The sequence below is a fragment of the Phycicoccus sp. Root563 genome (genome assembly GCF_001427915.1).
Lineage (GTDB): Bacteria > Actinomycetota > Actinomycetes > Actinomycetales > Dermatophilaceae > Pedococcus.
The window spans coordinates 2,496,589-2,519,817 of the sequence record NZ_LMGM01000001.1; the positions used below are offsets into that span (position 1 = coordinate 2,496,589).

Sequence of the window (23,229 nt, forward strand, 5' to 3'; positions counted from 1 at the left end):
AGGCTGACGAGCTCGAGGGTGAGTTCGCCGGGGCGACCGACCGGTTCCTCGTCCGCCTCGCCTGAGCCGACCCACCCGACCCACCGGACCCACCGACCCACGCAAAGCGGGGGTTGCACGGCATACAGGGCACAAATAAGTCCCGTGTCGCCGCGACACCCCCGCTTTGCGCCTGGGGGTCGGGGTCGGGGGCGGAGCCTGTGGACAAGTGATTCGGCGATGTCGCCGCGTCCCGGTACTCTTGTCCAGTTCCCCCGAGGCTCTCCGACTGGTGAGTCCAAGGGGGATCGCACTGCAACCCTCCTGTCACGGAGAGACCGTGACCGCACAGACCAAAGGAGGCGGGTTATCAGCATGCGTCAGTACGAACTCATGGTCATCCTCGACCCCGAGCTGGACGACCGCACCGTCGCTCCGTCGCTCGACAAGTTCCTCACCGTGATCACCAAGGACAAGGGCACCGTCGACAACGTCGACATCTGGGGCCGTCGTCGTTTGGCGTTCGAGATCAAGAAGAAGGCCGAGGGCATCTACGCCGTCGTCAACTTCACCGCGGAGCCGGCCACGGCCAAGGAGCTGGACCGCCAGCTCGGCCTCAACGAGTCGGTCATGCGCACCAAGCTCCTGCGCCCCGGCGCCTGAGCCGCACCGATCTGTTCCTGCACCACCCGTTCCACCACGACCTGACCTACCGAACAGGGGACCCGCTTCATGGCTGGCGACACGATCATCACCGTCATCGGCAACATCACCGGCGACCCCGAGCTGCGCTTCACCCCCTCGGGTGCTGCCGTCGCGAACTTCACCGTGGCCTCCACGCCGCGGCAGTTCGACCGGCAGTCCAACGAGTGGAAGGACGGCGAGACGCTGTTCATGCGCTGCTCGGTGTGGCGTGACGCCGCGGAGAACGTGGCCGAGTCCCTCCAGCGGGGCACGCGCGTCATCGTCTCCGGCCGCCTGAAGTCTCGTTCGTACGAGACCAAGGAGGGCGAGAAGCGCACCGTCGTCGAGATGGAGGTCGACGAGGTCGGCCCCTCGCTGCGGTACGCCACGGCGAAGGTCAACCGCACCCAGCGCGGCACCGGCGGCGGCGGAGGCTTCTCCGGCGGCGGCGGTCAGGGTGGCGGCGGTCAGCAGGAGGACCCGTGGGCGACCGGCCCGTCCGGTGGCCAGCAGTCCTCCCCGCAGGCGGCGCCCCAGGGCGGCGGCCAGGCCGGTGGCGGGTGGGGCGGCGGCGCGCCGTCCTACGACGAGCCCCCGTTCTGATCCGGCACCGCTGACCGGTTCGGTACAGATCACCCGGGTGTGCCGCGCCGGTGCGCTCCGCACGGAGCTCACCACGCGCCATACCCACCACTGCCCGGTCGACTGACCTCGGCCCGGCAGGACCAACTCGAAGAACACCATCCCTGGGAGACCAGGGCTCATCCGCGAAGACACTTCGCAGAAGGAGAGCACCACGATGGCCAAGCCCGTTGTGCGCAAGCCCAAGAAGAAGGCCAACCCGCTGAAGGCGGCGAAGGTCGAGAACATCGACTACAAGGACACCGCGCTGCTGCGCAAGTTCATCTCCGACCGCGGCAAGATCCGCGCTCGCCGGGTGACCGGTGTGTCCGTCCAGGAGCAGCGACTCATCGCCACCGCGGTCAAGAACGCCCGCGAGATGGCGCTCCTGCCCTACTCCAGCTCGTCCCGCTGAGCCGGCGAAACCAGAGGAGAAGTCAGTTATGAAGGTGATTCTCACGCACGAGGTCTCGAGCCTCGGCAACCCTGGCGACGTCGTCGACGTCAAGGACGGCTACGCCCGTAACTTCCTGTTCCGCCGTGGCCTGGCCACCGCGTGGACCAAGGGCGGGCAGAAGCAGGTCGAGGCGATCAGCAAGGGCCGTGAGGTCCGCGCCGTCAAGACCCTCGAGGAGGCCAAGTCGATCAAGGGCAACCTCGAGAACAAGGCCGTCAAGGTCGTCGCCCACGCGGGCGCCGGCGGCCGCCTCTTCGGCGCCGTGTCCACCACCGACATCGCCGCGGCCGTCAAGGCTGCCGGCGGCCCGGAGCTGGACCGTCGCAAGATCGAGATCGGCACCCCGATCAAGCTGGTCGGCACGCACGAGGCGCTCGTGCGCCTGCACCCCGAGGTGCAGGCCACGGTGAAGCTCGACGTCGTCGCCGGCTGATCCACGCCACACCTCGAAGGGCCCGCTCCTGGTGGAGCGGGCCCTTCGTCGCGTCCGGCGGCGGCCTGTCCGGTTCGGCGCTCTCGTCCGTTCGGTTGGTAGCGCCGTGGTTCGCGGCCCAGCCGGTCCATGGGCTTCCTATGCTCCGGCGGAAGGCCCTGCAGGAGGGCCCGTGAAGCACCGTGTGGGGGATCGTCATGTCGAGTTCGATGTCAGGAACGACGTCGCCGTCGTCGGGGTCGTCGGCGACTCCGACCGGTGACGAGCGCCCGGAGCTCCGTGGCGCCGGCACCGAGGAGCTCGTCGCGCTCATGCAGGCCAACGGGCGGGGTCGCCAGCGCGGCCGGATGCTCGCACTCGTCGGTGCCGTCCTGGGCGTCGTGGCGCTCGGGACCGGCGGTTTCTTCGCCTTCAACGCCCTGACCGACCCCGGCCCGCAGCCGGAGTCCGTGCTGCCGTCGAGCACCGTGGCCTTCGTCAAGGTCGACCTCGACCCCTCCGCGTCCCAGAAGGTCGACGCCCTGCGGTTCCTGCGCTCCTTCCCCGACGCCGCCAAGCAGCTCGGCGCCGGCTCCGACCTGCGCAAGATCGCGTTCGAGGCCGTCCAGAAGCAGGGCAGGCTCGGCAAGGTCGACTACGCCAAGGACGTCGCGCCCTGGCTCGGCCAGCGGCTCGGGGTCGGGTTCGTCCCCGACGCCGCGGCCGACGAGGGGGCGGCGCCGGTCCTGGTGCTGGCCGTCACCGACGTCGACGCCGCCGAGCGCCACCTGCCCGCGCTGGCTGCTGGTCTCGGGGGTCAGTGCCGCGTCCTGCAGGCCTTCGCGGTCTGCACGGGCGGGACCACCACCACGAGCCTCGACAAGGTCGTCGCGGACGCGACACGTGCGCCGCTGGCCGATGCCGCCACCTTCCGCGAGGATCTCGGCGACCTCGGTGACGACGGTGTCGTGACGGCCTGGGTCGACTCGGCCAAGGCCGGCGAGCTGATCAGCCGGACCTCCGCCCTCACCGGGTCCAGGGTTCCGGTCGTGAAGCCGGCCGACGCCGGCCGGACGGTGATGGCGCTGCGCTTCGACGGCCCCAACCTCGAGCTGGCCGGGCACGTCAACGGGGCCAAGGGACAGGCCACCCCGGCGGGCAACGCCGGCGCGATCGCCACCCTGCCCTGGAACACCCTGGCCGCCGTCAGCGTCGGCGGGGCCGGAGACGGCTTCACGGCCGCGTGGCCCCAGCTGCAGGCGACGATCAAGGCGTCGGTCGGTGACAAGCAGTACGCCGCCGGCCTCGCGGACGTGCAGAAGACCCTCGGCATCTCCGTCCCGAAGGACGTGGCGGCCGCGCTCGGCAGCCAGTTCACGGTCGTCTTCGGCGGAATGGAGCCCGGCAAGGGGCCCCGGCTCGCGATCGTCGGCGACGGTGACGCGGACGTCCTGCGCAAGGTCGTCGGTGCGGCGACGGGCCTGGCCGGCGGCGGCCCGGCGACCGTGCACCCGGCCGGCGGTGGCACCGTCGTCTCGCTCTCCGACGACTACGGCCAGGAGGTCTCCACGACCCACGGCCTCGGTGACATGCCGGCGTTCAAGGACGCGATCGAGGACCCCGAGTCGGCGCAGGTCGCCGTCTACGTCGACATCGCCGGTCTCGCCTCGCAGTTCAAGGACGACCTCGGCACCGCGAAGCCGGCCACCACCTCGGTCGTCGACCACCTGTCGGCCCTCGGGATCACCGCGACGTCGGACGGCTCCGGCGGGGACTTCGCGATCCGCCTGACGACCAAGTAGTCCGCTGACCCACCCGTCGAACCCCCCCCGGGTGGGTCAGCGTTCGTCGACCATGACGTCGATGCTGTAGCTCGACGCCTTGTAGCAGTGGTCGCCGTACTCGACGGCCTTGCCCGCGGCGTCGAAGGCGCTGCGCGTCATGGTGAGCACGGGCTCGGTGCCCCGGATCCGCAGGTGTCGCCGCTCGGCGGCCGTGGGCATCCGTGCACCGATGTTCTGGTGCGCGACGACCGGCCGTATGCCGCGTTCGCGCAGGACCGCGTAGAGGCCGTCGCTCTCGAGCTGCTCGCGGTCGATCTCGCCGACCGTCGGGGGGAGCCAGTTGCGCATCACGGCCAGGGGCGTCGTGCCCGCGCTGCGCAGTCGCTGGATGCACAGCAGGACGGTGTCGGGCGGCAGGTCCAGGGCGGCAGCCGCGACCTCGTCCTGCACCAGCTCGTGCGACAGCACCGAGGTCGTCGGGGTGTCCCCGGCGCGCGCGAGGTCGTCCCAGAGGCTGGTGAGCTCGGCCCGGCGGTGCACCTTGCGGTTCGCGACGGTCGTGCCCAGGCCGCGACGTCGGACGAGGAGGCCTTGGGAGACGAGCTCCTGGAACGCGCGGCGCACCGTGGGGCGGGACAGCCCGAGCCGTTCGCCGAGGGCGACCTCGTTCTCGAAGGGGTCGCCGGGTTGGAGGTCACCGCTGGTGATCGCGGCGGAGAGCTGTTGGGCGAGCTGGTGGTAGAGCGGCACGGGGGAGGCCCGGTCGATCCGGACGCCGATCTGCTTCACCATGGCCGTCAGCGTAGTGCGTCGGTGACCCGAACAAGAGGACATGAGAATGTCAGGACAATTGCTTGACACTCTGTCGGGCCCTTGTCAGGCTGTGACGTCGCACTTCCCGAGCCCGCCCTGAACGGAGCAGTCATGCGCATCGGCCTTGCCGGCGTCGGACGCATCGGCGCCTTCCACGCCGAGACCCTCACCGCCCTCCCCGTGGTCGACGACCTGGTCGTCACCGACGTCAACGCCGACGCCGGACGGGCCGTGGCCGAGAAGCTCGGTGTGGCCTGGGCCGACTCGCCCGAGGCACTGCTCGCCGAGGGCGTCGACGGGTTCGTCATCGCAGCGGCGACCAACGCGCACGCGTCCCTGATCCGCGCCGGCATCGAGGCCGGCGTGCCGACGTTCTGCGAGAAGCCGGTGGCGGGCACCCTCGCCGAGAGCCTCGAGCTGGCCAAGCTCGCGGCGAGTGCAGACGTCCCCGTGCACATCGGCTTCCAGCGTCGCTTCGACGCCGGCTACCGGGCTGCCGCCGAGGCGGTCGCCGGTGGTGAGCTGGGCTTCCTGCACACGCTGCGCGCGGTGACCGGCGACCATGCCCCGCCGCACGCGGCATACATCCCGACCAGCGGTGGGATCTTCCGCGACTGCAACGTGCACGACTTCGACATCATCCGGTTCGTCACCGGGCGCGAGGTGGTCTCGGTCTTCGCGACGGGGTCGAACAAGGGGGAGTCGTTCTTCTCGGAGGCGGGCGACGTCGACACCGCGGCCGCGATCCTCACCCTCGACGACGGCACCATCGCCCAGGTGTCCTCGTCGCGCTACACCGGCCAGGGCCACGACGTCCGCCTCGAGGTCGTCGGCAGCAAGGGCAGCGTCGCGGTCGGACTGGACGACTCGCTGGCCCTGCGGTCGGTCGAACCCGGCGTCAGCTTCCCGCCGGGTCCGGTGCACGTCTCCTTCATGGACCGGTTCCTGCCGGCGTACCGCGCGGAGCTGACGGCCTTCGCCGAGGTCGCCCGCGGAGCGATCCCGTCGCCCTGCACGGTCGCCGACGCGCTCCAGGCGTTCCGGATCGCGGAGGCCTGCGACCTGTCCCGCCGTGAGGGTCGCGTGGTCCGCCTCGACGAGGTGGAGTCGCTGTGAGCGCCGTGGTGCAGACAGGCAGCGGCGCCCGTCGACCGGTGCGGCAGCGGGTCGCGGGCGCGCCGATCTCGTGGGGGGTGTGCGAGGTGCCGGGCTGGGGCTGGCAGTACGACGCCGACACGGTGCTGACCCAGATGTCCGAGGTGGGCCTGGCGGCGACGGAGTTCGGCCCGGACGGGTTCCTGCCCGAGGACCTCGACGAGCGGACCCGGACGCTGAGCGCCCACGGGTTGCACGCGGTGGGCCAGTTCGTGCCCGTCGTCCTGCACGACCCCTCGCACGACCCGCTGCCCGACGTCGAGCCCGCCATGGAGGCCCTCGTCCGGGCCGGCGCGTCGACCGTGGTCCTCGCGGCCGCGTCCGGCCTGGACGGCTACGACGAGCGACCGGTCCTCGACGACACCGCGTGGACCGCGCTGCTGCGCAACCTCGACCGCATCAGCACCGCCGCGGCTGCGCACGGCCTGACGGCCACCCTGCACCCGCACGTCGGCACGATGATCGAGAGCGGCGAGGAGACCGCACGGGTCCTGGCCGGCAGCACGATCGGGCTTTGCCTCGACACCGGTCACCTGCTCATCGGTGGCGGCGACCCCGTCGCGGTCGCCGTCGAGTCCCCCGACCGCATCGCCCACGTGCACCTCAAGGACGTCCGGCTCGACTGGGCGCGACAGGTCCAGTCCGGGGAGGCCACGTACACCGAGGCGGTCGCCGGTGGGATGTACGTCCCCCTCGGCGAGGGTGACGTCGACATCGCCGCGATCGTCGGCGCGCTCGAGGCCCAGGGGTATGACGGCTGGTACGTCCTCGAGCAGGACACCATCCTGCCGGACGACCCCGGCCCCGGTGGGCCGGTCGGCGCGGTGCGCACGAGCCTGGCCCACCTGCTCGAGGTGGCCGAGGCGTTCGCCCCCGAGGAAGGAGCCTGAGATGGCGGTGGACGGTCCGGTGACCGGTGGCGGCGGGGCCGACGCCGGTGACCACACGCCATACGACGTCGTGGCGGTGGGCCGCACGGGGGTGGACATCTATCCGCTGCAGCACGGCGTGGGGCTCGAGGACGTCGAGACGTTCCAGAAGTTCCTCGGTGGGAGTGCCACCAACGTCTCGGTGGCCACGGCACGGCACGGGCTGCGCACCGCCCTGCTGACCCGCACCGGCAGCGACCCGTTCGGGAGCTACATCCACAGGGCGCTGCGGGAGTTCGGCGTGGACGACAGGTTCGTCTCGGCCGTGACCGGACCGCCGACCCCGGTGACGTTCTGCGAGGTGCACCCGCCGGACGACTTCCCGCTCTACTTCTACCGTTACCCGACGGCGCCCGACCTGATGATCCAGGCCGACGAGCTGCCCCTGCAGGCGATCCGGGACGCCCGCGTGTTCTGGGCGACGGTGACGGGGTTGTCGCAGGAGCCGAGCCGCGAGGCGCACTTCGCCGCCTGGGCCGCCCGCGGTCGACGCCGGCACACGGTCCTGGACCTCGACTACCGGCCGATGTTCTGGCCGCGTCCCGAGGAGGCCAGCGCCGAGGTGGCGCGCGCCCTCGACCACGTCACCGTGGCCGTCGGCAACCGCGAGGAGTGCGAGGTCGCCGTCGGGGAGACCGACCCGCAGCGCGCGGCGGACGCCCTGCTCGAGCGCGGTGTCGAGCTCGCCGTGGTGAAGCAGGGACCCAAGGGCGTCCTCGCGGCGACACGGGAGGAACGCGTCGAGGTGCCACCGTTCCCCGTCGAGGTGGTCAACGGGCTCGGTGCCGGGGACGCCTTCGGAGGCGCCCTGTGCCTCGGGCTGCTGGAGGGCTGGGACCTGCGACGGGTCCTGGAGTTCGCGAACGTCGCCGGTGCCGTGGTCGCGTCCAAGCTGGAGTGCTCCACGGCCATGCCCACGACGGCCGAGGTCGAGGCGCTCCTCGCGGGTGCGCGCTCCGCACCCGAACGTGCGAACTCCGGGCCCGGCACCCGTGCCGAAGCGGGGAGCCGGTCGTGACCAGGTCCCGGATCAACGTCGCCGACCTCACCGAGGTGAGGGCTCGCGAGCCGCACCGCATCGGTGAGGAGTGGGAGAACCGTCGCCTGCGCCAGGTCGTCCGCCGGGACGGCCGGATGCTGCTCGTCGCCGCCGACCACCCTGCGCGCGCCGCCCTCGGGGTGCGTGACCAGCCCCGGGCCATGGCCAGCCGGACGGACCTGCTCGAACGACTCGTCACCGCGTTGTCGCGACCCGGTGTCGACGGCGTCCTCGGTACGCCCGACATCCTCGACGACCTGCTCCTCCTCGGCGCCCTGGAGGGCAAGGTCGTCGTCGGCTCGATGAATCGCGGTGGCCTGCAGGGCTCCTCCTTCGAGCTGGACGACCGCTTCACCGCCTACCGCGCCAGCGACCTGGCCGCGCTCGGGCTCGACGGCGGCAAGATGCTCACGCGGATCGCGTTCGACGACCCGGGCACGGTGGCCACCCTGGAGTCCAGTGCCCGCGCGGTGACCGAGCTGGCCGAGCTGGGGCTGATGGCCATGGTGGAGCCGTTCCTGTCACAGCGCCGGGACGGTCGCGTCGTCAACCTCCTCGACCCCGACTCGGTGATCACGTCCATCCACGTCGCCTCGGCCCTGGGCGCGTCGAGCGCGCACACCTGGCTCAAGCTCCCGGTCGTCGACGACCTGCCGCGCGTCATGGACGCGACCACCCTGCCGACGCTGCTGCTGGGCGGCGACCCCGTCGGGGACCCCCACGACACGTACGCCGCGTGGGGCAGGGCCCTCGACCTGCCCCCGGTGCGCGGGCTCGTCGTCGGGCGCGCCCTGCTCTACCCCCCGGACGGCGACGTGGCCGCTGCCGTGGACATCGCCGCGGAGCTCGTACACGGGGTGGGCCAGTGAACGACAACGCCCGCTGGGTGCACCCCCTCGGCACCATCGCGGACCGCGGCTGGGAGGTCGCCGTCGACGAGGCGGTCGACGGCTGGCAGCACACCGGTCTCTATGCCGGGCGGCTGGCTGCAGGGGAACGTCGCGAGGTCGCGCCCGACGAGTGGGAGCACGTGGTGGTCCCACTGTCGGGAACGGTCACCGTCTCGTCGGAGCAGGACGAGGCGGTCCTCTCCGGCAGGGCCTCGGTCTTCGCCGGCCCCACCGACGTCGCCTACGTCGCCCGCGGCCGGGGCCTGACGGTCCTCGCCCACGACGGTCCCGCCCGGGTGGCGGTCTGCGCTGCGCGCGCGTCGGGAGAGCCGACCTCGTCGTTCCGGCACGTCCCGGCAGCCGACGTTCCGGTCGAGCTCCGGGGAGCAGGCACGGCGAGCCGCGAGGTGCGCAACTTCGGGATCCCCGGCGTCCTCGACGCCGACTCGATCATCGCGTGCGAGGTCATCACCCCGGCAGGCAACTGGAGCTCGTACCCGCCGCACAAGCACGACGAGGAGCGCGAGGGCGTCGAGACCGAGCTCGAGGAGATCTACTACTTCGAGGTGCAGGTGGCCGCCGGCTCCCCAGCTACCGAGGGCGCCGATCCTGTTGGCTACCAACGGGTCTACGGCACCGACGAGCGCCCGATCGACGTGCTCGCCGAGGTCCGGACCGGTGACGTCGTCCTCGTGCCCCACGGCTGGCACGGCCCGGCGATGGCGGCTCCTGGCTACGACCTCTACTACCTGAACGTCATGGCCGGACCCGGCGACGAGCGCGCCTGGCTGATCTGTGACGACCCGGCCCACGGCTGGGTGCGCCAGACCTGGGAAGGTCTGGACGTCGACCCGCGACTGCCCTTGGGAGGGACCCGATGAGCGCCACCATCCAGCTGACCGTCGCCCAGGCCGTGGTGCGGTTCCTCGGCCAGCAGTGGAGCGAGCGTGACGGTGAGCGGCAGAAGCTGTTCGCCGGCTGCTTCGGGATCTTCGGGCACGGCAACGTCGCAGGGATCGGGCAGGCGCTCCTGCAGGGCGAGCTCGGCGACGACTCCGCCGAGCACGACCAGCACCTGCCCTACGTCCTGGCCCGCAACGAGCAGGCGATGGTGCACACGGCCGTCGGCTACGCCCGCCAGAAGGACCGGCTCCAGACCTGGGCCTGCACCGCCTCCGTCGGACCTGGCTCGACCAACATGCTCACGGGCGCGGCGCTGGCGACGATCAACCGGATCCCGGTGCTGCTGCTGCCGTCGGGCACCTTCGCGACACGGGTGTCGGCCCCGGTGCTGCAGGAGCTCGAGCAGCCGTATGCCGCGGACGTCACCGTCAACGACGCGTTCCGGCCCCTCTCGGCCTTCTTCGACCGGGTCAACCGTCCCGAACAGCTGCCGTCCGCGCTGCTCGCGGCCATGCGGGTGCTGACCGACCCCTCGGCGACCGGGGCGGTCACGATCGCCCTGCCGCAGGACGTTCAGGCCGAGGCGTTCGACTGGCCCGAGGAGCTCTTCGCCGAACGCGTCTGGCGGGTCGCCCGACCCCTCCCCGAAGCGGTGGACGTCGCCGACGCGGTCGCGCTAATCCGTTCTGCGGCAAGGCCGTTCGTCGTCGCCGGCGGCGGCGTGCACTACTCGGGGGCGGAGGACGCGCTGCGCGCCTTCTGCGACGCCACCGGCATCCCCGTGGGGGAGACCCAGGCCGGGAAGGGTTCCCTCGTGCACGGGCACCCGCAGCTCATGGGTGCCATCGGGTCCACCGGGACGACGGCGGCCAACGCCCTTGCGGCAGAGGCCGACGTCGTCATCGGGATCGGCACCCGCTGGAGCGACTTCACCACCGCTTCGCGAACGGCGTTCCAGGACGAGGGAGTCCGGTTCGTCAACATCAACGTGGCACGGTTCGACGCCGGCAAGCAGTCCGGACTGCCGGTGGTCGCCGACGCGCGTGAGGCCCTGACCGCCCTGACCGCGGCCCTGGACGGGTATGCCGTGGACGCCGCCTACCGCGAACGCCAGGCCACGCTCTGGCAGGCGTGGGACGAGCAGGTCTCCGCCGCATACGCCCCTCCGGCCGAGGTGACCGACGCCCTGGAGCCGGGGCTGCTCACCCAGTCCGAGGTGCTCGGTGTGGTCAACGAGCAGACCGACCCGCGCGACGTGGTGCTGTGCGCGGCCGGGTCCTTGCCCGGCGACCTGCACAAGCTGTGGCGGGTGCGCGACCGCAAGGGCTACCACGTCGAGTACGGCTACTCCTGCATGGGCTACGAGGTACCTGCCTCCATCGGTATCCGACTGGCCGACCCGACCCGCGACGTCTTCGCCATGGTCGGGGACGGTGGCTACCTGATGATGCCGACCGAGCTGGTGACCGCGGTCCAGGAGCGCGTCAAGGTGGTCGTCGTGCTCGTGCAGAACCACGGCTTCCACTCCATCGGCTCACTGTCGGAGTCGCTCGGGTCCCAGCGGTACGGCACGAGCTACCGCTACCGGGACGAGGGCTCGGGACGGCTCGACGGTGCCCCGCTGCCCGTGGACCTCGCCGCGAGCGCCCGTAGCCTGGGCGCCCACGTCATCGAGGTGCACTCGCGTGCCGAGCTCGAGCAGGCGGTCAAGGAGGCCAAGGCTGCCCCCGCGCACGGTGGCCCGGTCGTGATCCACGTCGAGACCGACCCCACCGTGCACTCACCCAGCAGCGAGAGCTGGTGGGACGTCCCGGTCAGCGCCGAGTCCGACCTGGCCTCGACGCAGGAGGCCCACGCGGCATACGTGGAGCACAAGAAGCGGCAACGCCCCCTGGTCGGGCCGCAGGGGGAGTGAGGTTCAGCGCACGACGAGGGCGATCGCCGACACCACGGTCGCGGCCAGCACGGCCTGCTCGAACCTCGCCTGGCTCAGTCGTCGGGCGGTGTGCAGCCCCGCCCAGGTCCCGAGCAGGACGAACGGGATGAGCAGCGCCGTCCGCTGCAGCGTGCCCACGCTGAAGAGACCGAGCCCGGCGCTGAACGGGATCTTGCAGAGGTTGACCCCGAAGAAGAACAGCGCCCCCGTCCCGAGGAACCGGCTCTTCTCCACGCCGCGCGCCACGAGGTAGAGCGTCATCACCGAGCCGGCCGCGTTGGCCGTCATCGTCGTGAAGCCGGCCGCCAGGCCGGTGCCGAGCGCCGCGGGTCGCGAACGGGCGATGACGGAGGTGTCGGGCGAGCGCCACTGGAGCAGGAGCTGCAGCGCCGCCATCGCGAGCAGCAGGACGCCGATGGACCGTCGCAGCACCGTGTCGTCGACCACCGCGAGGAAGGCCGCCCCGAGGGCCAGGCCCGGCAGCACGCTCGGGACCAGCCGGCGCAGCAGCGCCCAGTCCGCGTGCTGGCGGTACTTCCAGACGGCGACCACATCGCCGGTGATGAGCAGCAGCAGGATGGCGGCCGTCGACTCGCGGGCCGGCATGACGTTCGCGAAGATCGCGATGGCGATGCTCCCCAGGCCGCCGATCGAGGTCTTCGAGTAGCCGACCACGAGGGCCGCGACGACGAGCAGCAGCGCCTCGATCACCCTCGGACCCTAACGGGCGGCGCACGGGTCCCCGTCGACGCGTCCACGACGACCGGGCCGGGACGTGGTCAGATCGCGCGTGGGGTGCGGCGGCGGGGCAGAATCGGGCGCATGGACAGGCGTGTGGCGGTCGCAGGCACCGGACCGGTGTCGGCCGAGGCGGGGGTGGCCGCCGTCCGCGCCGGCGGCAACGCCGTCGACGCCGCGATCGCCGCGATCGTCGCCGCCATGTCGACCGAGCCGGGGATCGTCTCGATGCTCGGTGGCGCGTTCGTGAGCATCTGGCCGGCCGGTGGCGAGCCCGAGGTCATCGACGGGAACGTCGAGATGCCCGGCCGCGGCCTGCCCACCGAGCGGTTCGGCACCGGCCTGCGCGAGATCTCCACCTCCTACGGCGGTGGCCTCACCCTCTACGCCGGCCACGGTTCCGTGGCGACGCCCGGGGCCTTCGCCGCCCTCGGTATGGCGCACGAGCGCCACGGGCGGGCGCGCTGGGCGGACGTCCTCGCACCGAGCGTGGCCACCGCCCGCGACGGGTACGCCATCGGTGGCGCGGCGGCGAGCTACCTCGCGATCACCGGGGACAGCGTCTTCGGCTGGGACGAGCACACCGCACCCCTGGTCAAGCGGGCTGACGGGTCTCCGTTCGCGGCAGGCGAGATCGTCACCAACCCCGACCTCGCCGCCACGCTGGAGCTGATCGGCGAGCGCGGTCCGTCCGACCTCTACACCGGGGGGCTGGCCGCACGGATCGCCGACGACAGCGCGGCGCGCGGTGGCCTCGTCACGGCAGCCGACCTCGCGGCCTACCGGGCCGTGGTCCGTGCGCCGCTGCGGATGCGGCTGGGTGACTGGGACGTCGCCACGAACCCACCACCGTCCGTCGGTGGCCCGATGCTCGCGGTGATGCTGCGCGAGCTGGGCGCCGACCGTTGGGACTGGGAGCAGGTCATCGACGTGCAGCGCCGGGTGCTCGCCTACCGACACTCGGTGCACGACCTGTCGACGGACCTCGAGGAGGACGGGTACGCGCTGCTCGACCTGGTCGAACGCCATGGGCTCGCCGGCCTGCCCACCTCCTCGTCGACGGCGAACGTCTCGGCCGTCGACAGCGACGGGACCGTCTGCGCGATCACGGCCTCGAGCGGATACGGTTCGGGCGCAACGGTTCCCGGCACTGGGATGATGCTCAACAACTGCCTCGGCGAACCCGAGCTCAACCGCCTGGGCCTGCACGCCCTCACCCCGGGCACGAGGCTCGCGTCCAACATGGCGCCTTCCGTGGCACGCTCGGGGGCTGGCGCGGCGCTGGCGATCGGCAGCCCGGGCGCCGACCGGATCACGACCGCGCTCATGCAGGTGCTCGGACGGTACTGCCACCACGGCGACTCGCTCCAGGAGGCCATCGACGCCCCGCGCGCGCACGTCCGCATCCTCGACGACGGCAGCACCCGCGTCGACCACGAGGACGACGCCGCCATCAGTGCCGCCGTGCAGGCCATGGGGCTGCCCGCATTCGCGCACGGTCCGCTCTCGATGTTCTTCGGTGGGGTGGGTGCGGCGGCCCGGGGTGCCGACGGCGACCTCGTCGCGGCCGGCGACCCCCGCCGCGAGGCCGCGACCCGCATCGGCTGACCGCTGCCCATCCGCCGCGGCAGCCCCGGTTCGAGGTATTCGGCGGCCCTATCCGGGTAGCCGAATACCTCGACCGGCGCAGGGGTATGGCGCCGGGCGCGGATCTGCGTCGATCCTCAGCGGGCCGCGCCGGTCACCATCCAGGCGTCGCTGCGGATCCGGTACCTGAAGAACACCGCGCGGATGGCCATGAACCCCGTGAACGCGACCCACAGCGCCCCCAGGGCGAACGGCACACCGCGTTGGAGCAGTCGGTCGCCGCCGAGGTGGACCGCCAGGATCAGCGGCAGGTAGAGCACCAGGGTCGCCACCATCGCCCGGGCCAGCCACCGACCGTCGCCGGCGCCGATGAGGACCCCGTCGATGACGAACACGTACCCGGACAGGGGCTGGCCGATCGCGACGACGACCAGGGCTGCGGCGAGGGCCGAGCGGACCGCAGGGTCCGACGTGAAGGCAGCCGGCACGACGGTGTGCACGCACAGCAGGGCGACCCCGAGGACCACTCCACCCCAGACGCCCCACCGGATCATGGTCGAGGTCGCGGCCCGCGCGCCTCGGACGTCACCCGCTCCGAGGGCCTTCCCCGTCAGCGCCTGTGCGGCGATCGCGAGGGCGTCGAGGGCGAACACGAGGAACGACCAGACGGTCGCAGCGACCTGGTGGGCGGCCAGGGGGACGTCGCCGAGACCGGCTGCCACCCACGTCGTCACGAGCAGGATGGAACGCAGCGCCAGGGTGCGCACCAGCAATGGCACCCCGGTCACGGCGGCCCGCAGCACCCGACCGGGATGGGCGTGCAGCACGGCCCCGGCACGACGCGCGTGGCGCACCATCACGGTGACCAGGCCCAGCGCCATACCGGTCTGGGCGAGGACGGTGCCCCACGCGGACCCGGCGATGCCCCAGCCGAACCCGTAGACGAACAGCAGGTTGAGCGCGATGTTGACGCTGAATCCCACCGCCGAGGCCACCAGGGGGGTCCTGGTGTCCTGCAGCCCGCGGAGGACACCGGTCGCAGCGAGGGCGACGAGCATCGCCGGGATGCCCAGGGCCGAGATGCGCAGGTACGTGGTGGCGAAACCCACGGCCGCGTCGGAGGCGCCGAAGAGCCGACACAGGGGTTCGGCCCCCAGCGCCACGGCGAGCGACGTCAGCGCACCGAGGCCGATGGCGAGCCAGGTGCCGTCGATCCCGGCCTCCAGCGCGCCCCGCTCGCTGCCCGCACCGAGCTGGCGCGCGACGATCGAGGTGGTGCCGTAGGCGAGGAACACGAAGAGGTTCGCCGCGGTCAGCAGGGTCGCGCTGGCGACCCCGAGGCCGGCCAGCTGCGCCGTGCCGAGGTGCCCGATGATCGCCGAGTCAGCGAGCAGGAACATGGGTTCGGCGACGAGCGCGAGGAACGCCGGGACGGCCAGGCGCAGGATCTCGCGGCCCTGGGCGGGGTCGCCGACGCTCCCTCCCGAGGCCGCGCGATCCCTGCTCACCCGGCCTATTGGACCAAAGGCACGGGGGAGAGGTGTTCGTGGACCGCCATCCAGACCTCGTCGCGCCGCGTGAACACGATGGTCTCGCGCTCGGCCAGCTCCTCGCGGCCGCCGCCGACCTCGAGCACGGTGGCCACGTCGTGGGCGAAGACCGCGGCGTCGGCGCCCAGCACCTGCACGACCGGGTTCGTCGAGGCGCAGGACACGACCGTGAACCCGTCCTCGGTGACCCACTGCTCCCAGAGGGCCTCGTACGCCGCGCGCGACCCGAGCCGCTGCGGCGTCGTGTGGAAGACGAATGTCGCGTCGGGCGCGAAGCACGCGAAGTATGCGGCGCTGTCGCCGCTGGCGAACGCCCGCACCAGGGCGTCGGCCGCCGCGAGGACCTCGCGCTCGACCTCCTGCGCGAGTCCGGGGGTGGTGCTCATCGGGCGGGCCCTTCGTCGGTGCTTGAGGTGGTGGGTGTCGTCCGGGGAGCCATGGCGCTGAGCAGCTCGTAGGCGACGTGCGACGCGGCGATGCCGGTGACCTCGGCGTGGTCGTAGGCGGGGGCGACCTCGACGACATCGGCACCGACGAGGTTGAGCCCGGAGAAGCTGCGCAGGATGGCCAGCAGCTCGCGCCCGGTGAGGCCACCGGTCTCCGGGGTGCCGGTGCCCGGGGCGAACCCGGGGTCGAGGACGTCGATGTCGATGGAGGCGTAGACGGGCCGGTCCCCGACCCGGTCGCGGATGCGCTCGATGACGCCCCGGGCGCCGAGGTCGTCCATCTCGACGCTGGGCACGATGGCGAAGCCGAGGGTGGCGTCGTCGTCGAGGTCCTGGGCGGAGTACAGCGGCCCTCGTGAGCCCACGTGCAGGCAGGCCTCCTTGTCGAGCAGGCCCTCCTCGGACGCTCGGCGGAACGGTGTCCCGTGGGTGTAGCGGGCGCCGAAGTAGGTGTCCCAGGTGTCGAGGTGGGCGTCGAAGTGCACCACGGCGATCGGGCCGTGGGCTGCCGCGTGCGCACGCAGCAGCGGCAGCGTGATCGTGTGGTCGCCCCCGAGGGTGAGAACCCGTCCGGCCCGCTCCAGGACCGACCTGGCGCCGGCCTCGATCGTGTCGACGGCCTCCTCGATCGAGAACGGGTTGACCCCGAGGTCGCCGGCGTCGACCACCTGCTGGGCCGCGAAGGGTGAGACGTCCTGGGCCGGGTTGTAGGGCCGCAGCAGCCGCGAGGACTCACGGATGTGCGCCGGTCCGAAGCGCGCCCCCGGCCGGTAGGACACCCCCGCGTCGAACGGGACACCGAGCACCGCGACGTCGACGTCGGACACCTCGTCGATGCGGGGGAGCCGCGCGAAGGTCGCCGGACCGGCGAACCTCGGGACCACGGTGGCGTCGACCTGGCCGACCCGGCCGCCGTCGGTGATCCGGGGGAGCGCCTGCTGGTGGGACTGGTCAGCCATCGACGCGCGCCTCCAGCTCGGCCGCGACGGACTCGTCCATGGTGTGGCCGCGACGGGCCTTGCGGTGCTGAGAGGCGGACTCGTCGGCGACCACCGGCGGCTCGGCACCCTCGGCAGCGGGGACCCAGCGCGGACCCTGCGGGCCGAAGACGTAGCGGGGTTCCGGCACGACATACAGGAGGACGACGTAGATCACGGCGGCCACACCGATCGCGACCGGGAGGCTGATGTCGATCCCACCCCCGACGGCGTTGCGGAACGGGCCCTCGATCAGCGGCGGGTAGTTGGCGAACATCAGGCCGGCGACCGCGCCCGGGATCCACGCGACCATGCCACGCCAGTTCACCCCGCCGTGGAACCAGTAGGCGCCACCACGCATGCCGAGGTTGAACACCTGGACGTCGGCGGGCCGGTAGTGGCCACGGCGCACGACGAACCCGATCGTCATGATGACCATCCACGGCGTCGTGCAGATGACGATCGCGCCGATGAAGGCGTTGACGCTGGCGATGAGGTCGAAGGCCAGGCGCCCCACGAGGATGAAGACGAACGCGATCACGCCGATGAACAGCGACGCCTGCACCCGGCTCAGCCGCGGGAAGACCGACGAGAAGTCCAGGCCCGTGCCGTACAGCGAGGTGACGCCGGTCGAGAGCCCACCGAGGAACGCGACCACCATGAGGAGCACGGCGTACCAGATCGGGGAGATCTTGATCAGCGCCACGATGTAGTCGGTCTCGCCGGCCACGAGGGTCGCGGTCGCGACACCGAAGATGAAGGGGATGAGGGTCATCAGCTGCGCGCCGAACGTGGCTCCCAGCAACGACTTGCGTGACGTCGCCGCCGGTATGTAGCGCGACCAGTCCCCGAGGAACGCCCCGAACGACACGGGGTTGCCCATGACGATCAGCGCGGACAGGACGAAGGTCGGCCAGAACGAGCCGAGGGCGTAGGCGCTGGGGCCGGGGTCGAACGACGGGTCGAACACCGAGGCGTACGCAAAGACCGCCAGGAGGATCAGCACCGTGTTGCCGACGACCACGATCTTGTTGACCAGCAACATGAACTGGAACCCGTAGACGACGACCACGATGACGATCGCGCCGAGGATCGCGTAGACCGTGCCGCGCAGGAGGTCCGAGTCGGGGACGCCGAAGAGCCGTCCCAGGGCGCCGACGAGCGCGTCGCCGCTGACCCACACCGAGATCGAGTAGAACGCGATGGCGGTGAGCAGCGACAGGAACGAGCCGACGATCCGGCCGCGCACGCCGAAGTGGGCGCCGGAGGAGACGGCGTTGTTCGTGCCGGTCAGCGGCCCGAACAGGCCCATCGGCATGAGGAACAGGGCGCCGACCACGACGCCGGCGAGGGTGGCTCCGACCGCCTGCCAGAAGGACAGGCCGAGGGCGATCGGGAAGGTGCCGAGCAGGACGGTGGCGAAGGTGTTGGCGCCGCCGAACTGGATCCGGAACAGGTCGAGCGGGCGCGAGGTGCGGTCGGCGTCGGGGATCGTGTCGATCCCGTGCTGCTCGACGTCGGTGACCTTCGGACGCGGTGTGGGTGCGGTGGGGGCGTTCGTGGTGCTCATGCGGCGATCCCTTCCAGGACTCCGGGGTGCTCCCGAGGGGTGGGGCATCGGCGGGAACGCTAGCGCCGGGGTTTACTGCAATGCAATAGTTGTTCACCATGAGAGTTCTCCGGATCGTCGACCTGTCGGTGCCCGTCGGTCCCGGGACGGTGATCTACCCCGGTGACCCGGAGCCGGCCCTGACCGTGCACAGCACGATCGAGCGCGACGGCTTCAACCTGCTCGACGTCCACCTCGGGTCGCAGACCGGCACCCACGTCGACGCGCCGTACCACTTCGAGGAGAAGGGCCTGCGCATCGACGAGCTCGACCTCACCCTCTTCGCCGGTCCCGGGGTCGTCGTCGACGCCACCGGTGTCGGTCCGCGCGGGGTCGTGACGTGGGACCACGTCGCGCCGGTGGCCGACCTCATCCGACCGGGCTCGATCGTGCTCCTGCACACGGGCTGGGACGAGCACTACGGCACGCCGAAGTACTTCGAGAACCCCTACCTCGACGCCGACGCCTGCCGCCGGCTGCTCGACCTCGGGGTGCGCACCATCGGGCTCGACGCCCTCAACCTCGACGAGACCCCGGACGACGAGCACCCGGGCGTGGGGTTCCCCTGCCACCACCTCATCGCCGACCTCGGCGGCGTGATCATCGAGAACCTCCGCGGCCTCGGCGACATCGACTTCGACGACCCGTTCGTCTCCGTGCTGCCCATCCGGCTCGAGGCAGCCGACGGGGCACCGGTCAGGGCGGTTGCTGTAGAACTGGCGCCATGACGACTCGGACGCCGGTGTCCCGCGCTCCCCGCGAGCGACCGGACACCCAGGTCCGCATCGGCGCGCGGCTGCGCGCGGCCCGTCAGGCGCGCAGCCTCACCATCGCCCAGGTCGCCGAGTCGGCCGGGCTGACCAAGGGGTTCGTCAGCCGGTTGGAACGCGACGACGTCTCGCCGTCGGTCGCGTCCCTCGTCACCGTGTGCGACGTCCTGGGCCTGCGCGTCGGCGAGCTGTTCGACCCGCCGGAGTCCGCGGTGATCCGGGCGGGGCAGGGGCGCCCGATCAACTTCGGTGGCACCGGTGCCCACGAGGAGCTCATCACACCCGGCACCCAGCAGGCGCTTGAGATCATCCACGCCCGGATCGACCCCGGCGGCAACGGTGGCGCCGACCTCTACACGCTCGACTGCGAGGTCGAGTGCGCGTACGTCGTCGCCGGCCACCTCACCGTCGTCCTCGAGACCGGCGAGGAGGACCTCGGCCCGGGCGACACGATGACCTTCCCGGGCAGGGCGCCGCACACCTGGCGCAACGCCTCGGCCGAGGAGGCCTGCGAGGTCCTCTGGGTCCTCGCCCCTGCGCCCTAGCGGGCCCAGCGGTGCCGGACGGTCTCGACCCAGCCCGCGAAGTCGGCGGCCATGTCCACCTCGTCCGGGCGCATCAACCACTGCAGCTGCAGGCCGTCCATCAGGGCCACCGCCTGACGGGCGAGCTGCTCCGCAGGGATGTCCTCGTCGGCCGCGCCGTCGTGCGCCGCCTCGCGCAGGGCGTGGGCGAGCGCCTCGACCGCGGCGCCGTGGTGCGCGCCGAGCCAGCCGTGACCGGGGTGCGCGGGGTCCACCGCTTCGCCGGCCAGGCTGGTGAACAACCGCACGAACCCCTCGCGCTCGCTGTTGAGCCCGACGAGGGTGACCATGTCGTCCCACACCTGCCAGCCGCGCGGCGGACGGTCGTGCGTCGCGGCGAGCGTCTCCAGGTCGCGCAGGTCGCGCTGCTCCAGGACCGCTGCGAGCAGCTCCTCCTTCGCGGGGAAGTGGTGCAGCAGCCCGGTCTGGCTCAACCCGGCTGCTTCGGCGATGCTCGTCATCGGCGTCGCGTGGAACCCGCGCTCGGCGAACAGCTCTGCCGCTGCCGCCACGATGCGCTCGCGAGTCTGCCCGGTGCCGGTGCCCCGCGGACGGCCCCGGCCGCGGCGGGGGGCGGCCCGGTCCGACGTGGCTGACATGCCCCCGACTGTATGCCGTGTGCTCACCCGCTCCTCCTCCTTCCCCTGCTCCTGAGCACCGCCCACCACCCACCGCCGGGTCGATGTGTCCGCGCCGGGGAATCCCGGCGTGTCCACATCGACCCGGCGGCTGGCGGCCGTCAGGCCAGGGGCAGCTCGGCCTGCACGTCGCCGAGACCGCGCGCGACGAGCAGGGTGCCGCCGCTGAGCGGCTCGCCCCAGGCGTTCGCCGACTCGTCCCAGCGGCGCCACAGCCGGGCGTCGGTGCCGACCGTGACGGTGGCCTCTGCCCCGGCGGCGACCTGCACCGGCGCGAACCCGACGAGGCGCACCGGCTGGTCGTCGGTGTCGGGACGCAGGTAGACCTGAACCACCTCGCGGGAGTCGTGGACCGAGCTGTTCGCCACCGTCACCTCGACGGAGGGAGCCGCCCCGGACCCGCCGTCGACCAGGCGGGCGGACGGGTAGGTCCACGCGCCATACCCGTGGCCGGCGCCGAGCCAGTGGGCCGGGGCAGGGGCGTGGCCGGCGGCGAACCCGCGGTAGCCGACGAAGGTGCCGTCGGTGTACTCCAGGGTCAGTCCGTCGGGGACGACCTCCCACGCCGGGGCCGCCTCGTCGGCGGCCGGCCAGGAGGTGACCAGGCGACCGGCGGGCTCGCGCACCCCGAGCAGGGCGTCGGCGACCGCGTGACCACCCTCCTGCCCGGGCAGGCCGACGACCAGCACGGCGTCGACCTCGTCGAACCACGGCATGAGGACCGGCGTGGAGGCGTTCACGACGACGACGGTCCGCCGGGCGGCAGCGGCGACGGCGGAGACCATCGCGTCCTGCTCGCCGGGCAGGGCGAGGGTCGACTTGTCGGTCGCCTCGGTCTCCTGCTCCTCGGTGAGGCCGACGACCACGACGGCCAGGTCGGCATCGGCTGCCGCGGTGGTGGCGGACTCGAGCACCTCGGACGCGTCGGCCGGGACCGGCGAGACGACCAGGCCCTTCATGCCCATGCCCGAGGCGATGATGTGGGACAGGGTGCTGAGCTTGCCGTCCGGGCCGGGCTGCGGCTCGGACCGCACGACCGTCACGGTGGCCGTGACGAGCGCGCCCTCGCGCGAACCCTCGTCATCCACGGTCGTGGTCGCGTCGGTGTCGACGGTCCACACCGGCGGCTTGAGCATCGACTCGCCGGGGTCGAACCCCTCGGCGACCAGGTCCACGGAGCCGACCCGCTCACCGTCGAGGTCGACCGTCCAGGTGCCGCTGCCGAGGACCCCGAGGCGCACCGGACCCGAACCCGTCAGCCGGGCTGTCAGCACGACCTTGTCGGTGGGGCGGGGCAGGACGTCGTCCCAGCCCGTGACGACGGACGAGACGCTGCTGTGCTCGCTCGACATGACGACCCCGTCGGCGTCGAGGTAGGCGACCCGCAGACCGGGCTGGCCGGTCTCGGGGTCGGTGATGGCGTTCGCCTCGGCGACCACGGCGCGGTCGCGCACCTCGACCCCGTCGACGACCGTCAGGCGGTCGCCGATCGCGGCCTCGAGGCCGTCGGCGATGGACACCTGGTACGGCGGGTTGACCGTCGCCGAACCGCCGCCCATGCAGATTGTGTCGACGCCGTGCCGGCCGATGAGGGCGACGGATCCCGTTGCTGCGAGCGGCAGGACGCCGTCCTCGTTGCGCAGCACGACCATGCCGTCGGTCGCCAGCCGGCGTAGCTGCTCACGCCGTGCGGGCGCGTCCGGGGCCAGCGACTCGGCCGGCCACACCCGCCGCTCGTCCGGCGACCCGAGGGCTCCGACGCGCTCGGCGAGGCGCAGCAGGCGCACGACGTGCGCGTCGATGACGGACTCGTCGACGGCGCCGGACTCGACGTCGGCGACCAGCGCCTCGCCCCAGGGGCCGTCGGGACCGGGCATGACGAGGTCGAGCCCGCCCAGCGCCGCAGGCGCGGAGGTCTTCGTGGCGAACCAGTCGGACATGAGCAGCCCGTCCCAGCCCCACTCGCCCTTGACGACGGCGTTGTTGACGTGGTCCTGCTCGGTGGCGGCGACTCCGTTGACGTCGTTGTAGGCCGCCATGATCGACCAGGCGTCGGCGTCCTGGACCGCGATCTCGAACGGCAGCAGGTAGACCTCGCGCAGGGCCGTCTCGCTGACTACGGAGTTCATGTAGTTGCGCAGGGTCTCGGACTCGTTGGCCACGAGGTGCTTGAGGCACGCGCCGATCCCACGCCCCTGCATACCGCGCACGTAGGCGGCCGCGAGCCTGCCGGTGAGCAGCGGGTCCTCGGAGTAGGCCTCGAAGAGGCGTCCGCCGAGCGGGGTCCGGTGCAGGTTGATCGTCGGCCCGAGGACGACGTGGATCTGCTGGCGCTCCGCCTCCTCGGCGAGCATCTCGCCCACCTCGTGCGCCGTCTCCTCGCTCCACGCACTGGCGAGGACCGTGGCGCTCGGGAACAGGGCGACGTGGTCGCCACCGGTGAACTTCAGCCCACGCACCCCGGTCGGCCCGTCGGAGAACGCCATCGGGGCCAGCCCGATCGACTCCTCACCGTGCAGGGTGAACGACGTGGCGCCGGTGAGCAGGCGCACCTTGGTGGCCAGGTCGAGCCGGCCCACGAGCTCGAGGTATGCCGCGTCGTCGCGGCCCGTGCTGGGGGCGGAGGTGGTGGTCATGGGTGGTCACTCTTCCTTGAGCGCTCGGCCAAATAGTTGCATTTAACTATTTCACGGGATCGGCGCGCTGTCGAGAGGTGGTCGCGAACGTC

General features: G+C 72.1%; 22 protein-coding genes. 14 read left to right on the forward strand and 8 right to left on the reverse strand.

Going from position 1 to position 23,229, the window contains the following annotated elements; all coding sequences use genetic code 11:
- The first annotated feature begins 354 nt into the window (after window positions 1-354).
- From rpsF to ASD62_RS11830, 5 genes are all read left to right on the forward strand, one after another.
- On the forward strand, window positions 355-642 hold the full coding sequence (rpsF, locus tag ASD62_RS20330; protein WP_056884208.1) for a 30S ribosomal protein S6: 288 nt from the start codon (window positions 355-357) through the stop codon (window positions 640-642).
- A gap of 69 nt (window positions 643-711) precedes the next feature.
- Window positions 712-1,266, forward strand: coding sequence for a single-stranded DNA-binding protein (locus ASD62_RS11815; protein WP_056916128.1), 555 nt, complete (start codon window positions 712-714; stop codon window positions 1,264-1,266).
- Window positions 1,267-1,462: 196 nt separating this feature from the next.
- Complete coding sequence (rpsR, locus tag ASD62_RS11820; protein WP_056884210.1) at window positions 1,463-1,699, forward strand: 30S ribosomal protein S18; 237 nt, start codon at window positions 1,463-1,465, stop codon at window positions 1,697-1,699.
- Window positions 1,700-1,727: 28 nt separating this feature from the next.
- Complete coding sequence (gene rplI / locus ASD62_RS11825; protein WP_056916129.1) at window positions 1,728-2,174, forward strand: 50S ribosomal protein L9; 447 nt, start codon at window positions 1,728-1,730, stop codon at window positions 2,172-2,174.
- Between the two features lie 197 nt (window positions 2,175-2,371).
- Window positions 2,372-3,955, forward strand: coding sequence for a DUF3352 domain-containing protein (locus ASD62_RS11830; protein WP_157581448.1), 1,584 nt, complete (start codon window positions 2,372-2,374; stop codon window positions 3,953-3,955).
- Window positions 3,956-3,991: 36 nt separating this feature from the next.
- Here the strand turns inward: ASD62_RS11830 and ASD62_RS11835 are convergent, their stop codons facing one another.
- A complete protein-coding gene (locus ASD62_RS11835; RefSeq protein WP_056916131.1) occupies window positions 3,992-4,729 on the reverse strand; it encodes a GntR family transcriptional regulator in 738 nt (245 codons plus the stop codon).
- A 132-nt stretch (window positions 4,730-4,861) separates the two neighbouring features.
- Between ASD62_RS11835 and ASD62_RS11840 the strand changes: the two genes are divergently transcribed.
- The 6 genes from ASD62_RS11840 to iolD are packed head-to-tail and all read left to right on the forward strand — an operon-like array spanning window position 4,862 to window position 11,581.
- Window positions 4,862-5,866, forward strand: coding sequence for a Gfo/Idh/MocA family oxidoreductase (locus ASD62_RS11840; protein WP_056916132.1), 1,005 nt, complete (start codon window positions 4,862-4,864; stop codon window positions 5,864-5,866).
- Window positions 5,863-6,795 carry a TIM barrel protein gene (locus ASD62_RS11845; RefSeq protein WP_235530691.1) on the forward strand — a complete coding sequence of 311 codons (933 nt, stop codon included), beginning with the start codon at window positions 5,863-5,865 and terminating at the stop codon, window positions 6,793-6,795. The genes ASD62_RS11840 and ASD62_RS11845 overlap by 4 nt, the downstream gene beginning before the upstream one ends.
- A gap of 1 nt (window position 6,796) precedes the next feature.
- Window positions 6,797-7,852: a 5-dehydro-2-deoxygluconokinase gene (iolC, locus tag ASD62_RS11850; protein WP_056916133.1), complete on the forward strand. Its 1,056-nt coding sequence runs from the start codon at window positions 6,797-6,799 to the stop codon at window positions 7,850-7,852.
- On the forward strand, window positions 7,849-8,742 hold the full coding sequence (locus ASD62_RS11855) for a class I fructose-bisphosphate aldolase (RefSeq protein WP_056916134.1): 894 nt from the start codon (window positions 7,849-7,851) through the stop codon (window positions 8,740-8,742). The genes iolC and ASD62_RS11855 overlap by 4 nt, the downstream gene beginning before the upstream one ends.
- Window positions 8,739-9,644: a 5-deoxy-glucuronate isomerase gene (gene iolB, locus ASD62_RS11860; RefSeq protein ID WP_056916135.1), complete on the forward strand. Its 906-nt coding sequence runs from the start codon at window positions 8,739-8,741 to the stop codon at window positions 9,642-9,644. The genes ASD62_RS11855 and iolB overlap by 4 nt, the downstream gene beginning before the upstream one ends.
- The gene (gene iolD, locus ASD62_RS11865; RefSeq protein WP_056916136.1) at window positions 9,641-11,581 is read left to right on the forward strand and encodes a 3D-(3,5/4)-trihydroxycyclohexane-1,2-dione acylhydrolase (decyclizing); all 1,941 of its coding nucleotides are present in this window, start codon (window positions 9,641-9,643) and stop codon (window positions 11,579-11,581) included. The genes iolB and iolD overlap by 4 nt, the downstream gene beginning before the upstream one ends.
- A 3-nt stretch (window positions 11,582-11,584) precedes the next feature.
- Here iolD and ASD62_RS11870 read toward each other — a convergent pair whose 3' ends face one another.
- A complete protein-coding gene (locus tag ASD62_RS11870; protein ID WP_056916137.1) occupies window positions 11,585-12,313 on the reverse strand; it encodes a sulfite exporter TauE/SafE family protein in 729 nt (242 codons plus the stop codon).
- Window positions 12,314-12,424: 111 nt separating this feature from the next.
- On the opposite strand from ASD62_RS11870, the gene ASD62_RS11875 reads away from it, so the two are divergent.
- Complete coding sequence (locus tag ASD62_RS11875; RefSeq protein WP_056916138.1) at window positions 12,425-13,948, forward strand: gamma-glutamyltransferase; 1,524 nt, start codon at window positions 12,425-12,427, stop codon at window positions 13,946-13,948.
- A gap of 116 nt (window positions 13,949-14,064) precedes the next feature.
- On the opposite strand, the gene ASD62_RS11880 is transcribed toward ASD62_RS11875, so the two are convergent.
- The 4 genes from ASD62_RS11880 to ASD62_RS11895 are packed head-to-tail and all read right to left on the reverse strand — an operon-like array spanning window position 14,065 to window position 18,470.
- On the reverse strand, window positions 14,065-15,435 hold the full coding sequence (locus ASD62_RS11880; protein WP_235530692.1) for an MATE family efflux transporter: 1,371 nt from the start codon (window positions 15,433-15,435) through the stop codon (window positions 14,065-14,067).
- Between the two features lie 5 nt (window positions 15,436-15,440).
- Complete coding sequence (locus tag ASD62_RS11885; RefSeq protein ID WP_056916139.1) at window positions 15,441-15,863, reverse strand: SgcJ/EcaC family oxidoreductase; 423 nt, start codon at window positions 15,861-15,863, stop codon at window positions 15,441-15,443.
- Complete coding sequence (gene speB / locus ASD62_RS11890) at window positions 15,860-16,882, reverse strand: agmatinase (protein ID WP_056916140.1); 1,023 nt, start codon at window positions 16,880-16,882, stop codon at window positions 15,860-15,862. The genes ASD62_RS11885 and speB overlap by 4 nt, the downstream gene beginning before the upstream one ends.
- A complete protein-coding gene (locus tag ASD62_RS11895; protein WP_082580758.1) occupies window positions 16,875-18,470 on the reverse strand; it encodes a cytosine permease in 1,596 nt (531 codons plus the stop codon). Before ASD62_RS11895 ends, speB begins: the two co-directional genes overlap by 8 nt.
- A 98-nt stretch (window positions 18,471-18,568) precedes the next feature.
- Between ASD62_RS11895 and ASD62_RS11900 the strand changes: the two genes are divergently transcribed.
- Together ASD62_RS11900 and ASD62_RS11905 are read left to right on the forward strand one after the other, a co-directional pair.
- Entirely contained in the window at window positions 18,569-19,237 is a 669-nt protein-coding gene (locus ASD62_RS11900) for a cyclase family protein (protein ID WP_056916141.1), read from the forward strand.
- Window positions 19,234-19,824, forward strand: coding sequence for a helix-turn-helix domain-containing protein (locus ASD62_RS11905; RefSeq protein WP_056916142.1), 591 nt, complete (start codon window positions 19,234-19,236; stop codon window positions 19,822-19,824). Before ASD62_RS11900 ends, ASD62_RS11905 begins: the two co-directional genes overlap by 4 nt.
- Here the strand turns inward: ASD62_RS11905 and ASD62_RS11910 are convergent.
- On the reverse strand, window positions 19,821-20,462 hold the full coding sequence (locus ASD62_RS11910; protein WP_056916143.1) for a TetR/AcrR family transcriptional regulator: 642 nt from the start codon (window positions 20,460-20,462) through the stop codon (window positions 19,821-19,823). The genes ASD62_RS11905 and ASD62_RS11910 overlap by 4 nt on opposite strands.
- 140 nt (window positions 20,463-20,602) lie before the next feature.
- A complete protein-coding gene (locus ASD62_RS11915; RefSeq protein WP_056916144.1) occupies window positions 20,603-23,137 on the reverse strand; it encodes a beta-glucosidase in 2,535 nt (844 codons plus the stop codon).
- Window positions 23,138-23,229 lie beyond the last annotated feature (92 nt).

Coding starts and splice junctions, on each gene's coding strand:
- rpsF (WP_056884208.1), top strand. CDS start 355: ATGCGTCAGTACGAACTCATGGTCATCCTCGACCCCGAGCTGGACGAC.
- ASD62_RS11815 (WP_056916128.1), top strand. CDS start 712: ATGGCTGGCGACACGATCATCACCGTCATCGGCAACATCACCGGCGAC.
- rpsR (WP_056884210.1), top strand. CDS start 1,463: ATGGCCAAGCCCGTTGTGCGCAAGCCCAAGAAGAAGGCCAACCCGCTG.
- rplI (WP_056916129.1), top strand. CDS start 1,728: ATGAAGGTGATTCTCACGCACGAGGTCTCGAGCCTCGGCAACCCTGGC.
- ASD62_RS11830 (WP_157581448.1), top strand. CDS start 2,372: ATGTCGAGTTCGATGTCAGGAACGACGTCGCCGTCGTCGGGGTCGTCG.
- ASD62_RS11835 (WP_056916131.1), bottom strand. CDS start 4,729: ATGGTGAAGCAGATCGGCGTCCGGATCGACCGGGCCTCCCCCGTGCCG.
- ASD62_RS11840 (WP_056916132.1), top strand. CDS start 4,862: ATGCGCATCGGCCTTGCCGGCGTCGGACGCATCGGCGCCTTCCACGCC.
- iolC (WP_056916133.1), top strand. CDS start 6,797: ATGGCGGTGGACGGTCCGGTGACCGGTGGCGGCGGGGCCGACGCCGGT.
- iolD (WP_056916136.1), top strand. CDS start 9,641: ATGAGCGCCACCATCCAGCTGACCGTCGCCCAGGCCGTGGTGCGGTTC.
- ASD62_RS11875 (WP_056916138.1), top strand. CDS start 12,425: ATGGACAGGCGTGTGGCGGTCGCAGGCACCGGACCGGTGTCGGCCGAG.
- ASD62_RS11885 (WP_056916139.1), bottom strand. CDS start 15,863: ATGAGCACCACCCCCGGACTCGCGCAGGAGGTCGAGCGCGAGGTCCTC.
- speB (WP_056916140.1), bottom strand. CDS start 16,882: ATGGCTGACCAGTCCCACCAGCAGGCGCTCCCCCGGATCACCGACGGC.
- ASD62_RS11895 (WP_082580758.1), bottom strand. CDS start 18,470: ATGAGCACCACGAACGCCCCCACCGCACCCACACCGCGTCCGAAGGTC.
- ASD62_RS11900 (WP_056916141.1), top strand. CDS start 18,569: ATGAGAGTTCTCCGGATCGTCGACCTGTCGGTGCCCGTCGGTCCCGGG.
- ASD62_RS11905 (WP_056916142.1), top strand. CDS start 19,234: ATGACGACTCGGACGCCGGTGTCCCGCGCTCCCCGCGAGCGACCGGAC.
- ASD62_RS11910 (WP_056916143.1), bottom strand. CDS start 20,462: ATGTCAGCCACGTCGGACCGGGCCGCCCCCCGCCGCGGCCGGGGCCGT.
- ASD62_RS11915 (WP_056916144.1), bottom strand. CDS start 23,137: ATGACCACCACCTCCGCCCCCAGCACGGGCCGCGACGACGCGGCATAC.